The sequence below is a fragment of the Microbispora catharanthi genome (assembly GCF_006334915.2).
GTDB classification, from domain to species: Bacteria; Actinomycetota; Actinomycetes; order Streptosporangiales; family Streptosporangiaceae; genus Microbispora; species Microbispora catharanthi.
In genome coordinates this window covers 1-1,715 of the sequence record NZ_VDMA02000067.1, presented here as the reverse complement: position 1 = coordinate 1,715, position 1,715 = coordinate 1, and the positions used below count along the sequence as shown (strand labels likewise).

Genomic DNA, 1,715 nt, shown 5'->3' with positions numbered 1-1,715 from the left:
CCTAGAAGGCCACTGAAGATCTTGTCTCGATAACGGCCGGTGCTTGTGGTCGGCCGTGGTTCGCTCAGGCGGGTTTGGGCTCCAGTGTCCAGACGTTGCCGGTCCGGGTGAGTCCGAGGTTGATCAGGGTTCGCAGGTTGAGAGTGGCGGCGCGGGTGTGGAGCCAGGCGTTGTTCTTGATGGTGCCGATGTACCGTAATCGCCGGTTGCCTCGTGCGACGATCCAGGCGATGGCGCGTTCGACGGGAGGCCGCCAGCGCCGGTAGTCGTCCTGCCAGGCCGGATCGGTGGCGGCCTGCCGGCGGGCGGCGGCAAGTTCGTCGTGGTGCGGACGAATGGTGAGGATGCGCCCGGCTTTGGCTTTGGTGCAGCGCGAGCGCAGCGGGCAGCCGGCGCACTGGCCGGTGAACAACGCCTTGCGCTGCAGGTTGCGGCCTGACGGCGCCGACAAGGCAACCTGGTGCCCGGCCGGGCAGGTCACGGTGCTGCCCGCGGTGTCGATGGCGAAGTCGTCCAGGTCGAACCCGCCGGGCACGGCCGGGCGCAGCGGTGCCGGTTTGATCACGGCACTATGCCCGGCCTCCATCAGCGCCTGGCGGCAGGGCCCACTGGAGTAGGCGGCATCACCGAAGACCTCCACCGGGCTGGTCTCCTCGGCGAGTAGATCGACGGCCAGGGCGGCCTCGTGATGGGCGGCACCGGATCCGGGCCGTAACGCCACGGCGGTGAACAGGCCGGTTTCGGGTTCGACCGCCACGTGGGCTTTGAAGCCGTCTTGGCGGTGGGTGCGGGTTTTGTGCACATGCCGGGATTCGGGATCGACGGTGGAGATCACCCGGTCGGGGACGGTGCGCTGGGCGATGCGCCAGCGGCCGTCCCGGCCGTCGGAGTCGTCGGCCGGTTCCACGTCCTGGCCGGCGACCAGGGCGAGCAGGCCCACGGCAGTGGCCGCCTGCTCGTCCAAGGGCTGGGAGGGCAGGCCGGCCAGCAGCCGGATCGCGTCGGTGACCAGGGCGTCCACCAGCACGGCCCGGGCCTGCTCGTCATCCCAGGCGATGCGCGGCTTGCCCGGATCGGTGTAGTCATGAGCGGTGCAACATGCGGCGGCGACTTGGGCGGCACCGGGCACCTGGTGGATGGTGCGGCGGATCGCGGCGATCAATTGGGTGACGGTGTCCTGGGTGGCCACCGCATCGTCCAGCACCGCGGAATCCAGCGCCCGCCGCTGCCTGCCCTTAAGCACCCCGGTCGCCGCGACCACCTCACCAACGGCCTCAAAGATCCGGTTCGGCCTGCGGGAGCGGGCCAGCCGCCGCCGGAAGTAGGTCAGCAGCGACGGATCGAAGGCGGTGTCATACAGTCCCAGCCCGCAGGCCGCCTTCCAGCGCAGGTCACACCGCAACGCCTGCACGGTATCCGCGTCCGACAACCCGTGCAGCGTCTGCAGCACCACCGCAGCCGCCAGGATCTGCGGCGGCATGCTCGGCCGCCCGTTACGCGAGGGATACATATCCGCGAACATCCCTGCGGGAAACAGTGCCTGGCGGTGCTCAGCCAAGAACGCGAACACGCTTCCTGCCGGGATCAACTCCCGGCAGGTTTGCCACACATCCGGCCCGACCAGCTCCCCAGCCCACTCACCCTGCACATGAGCCACTGTGGCCTCATGCCGGGAAGAACGAGGCCAGAACGCAAGATCTTCAGTGGCCTTCTAG

1 protein-coding gene is annotated in these 1,715 nt (G+C 69.1%); it reads right to left on the bottom strand.

The features are described from left to right. Positions 1 to 64: 64 nt before the first annotated feature. Positions 65 to 1,648 (bottom strand): IS1182 family transposase, encoded by a 1,584-nt coding sequence (locus tag FH610_RS42600; protein ID WP_152313716.1) that lies wholly within the window; start codon positions 1,646 to 1,648, stop codon positions 65 to 67. Between the last annotated feature and the right edge of the window lie 67 nt (positions 1,649 to 1,715).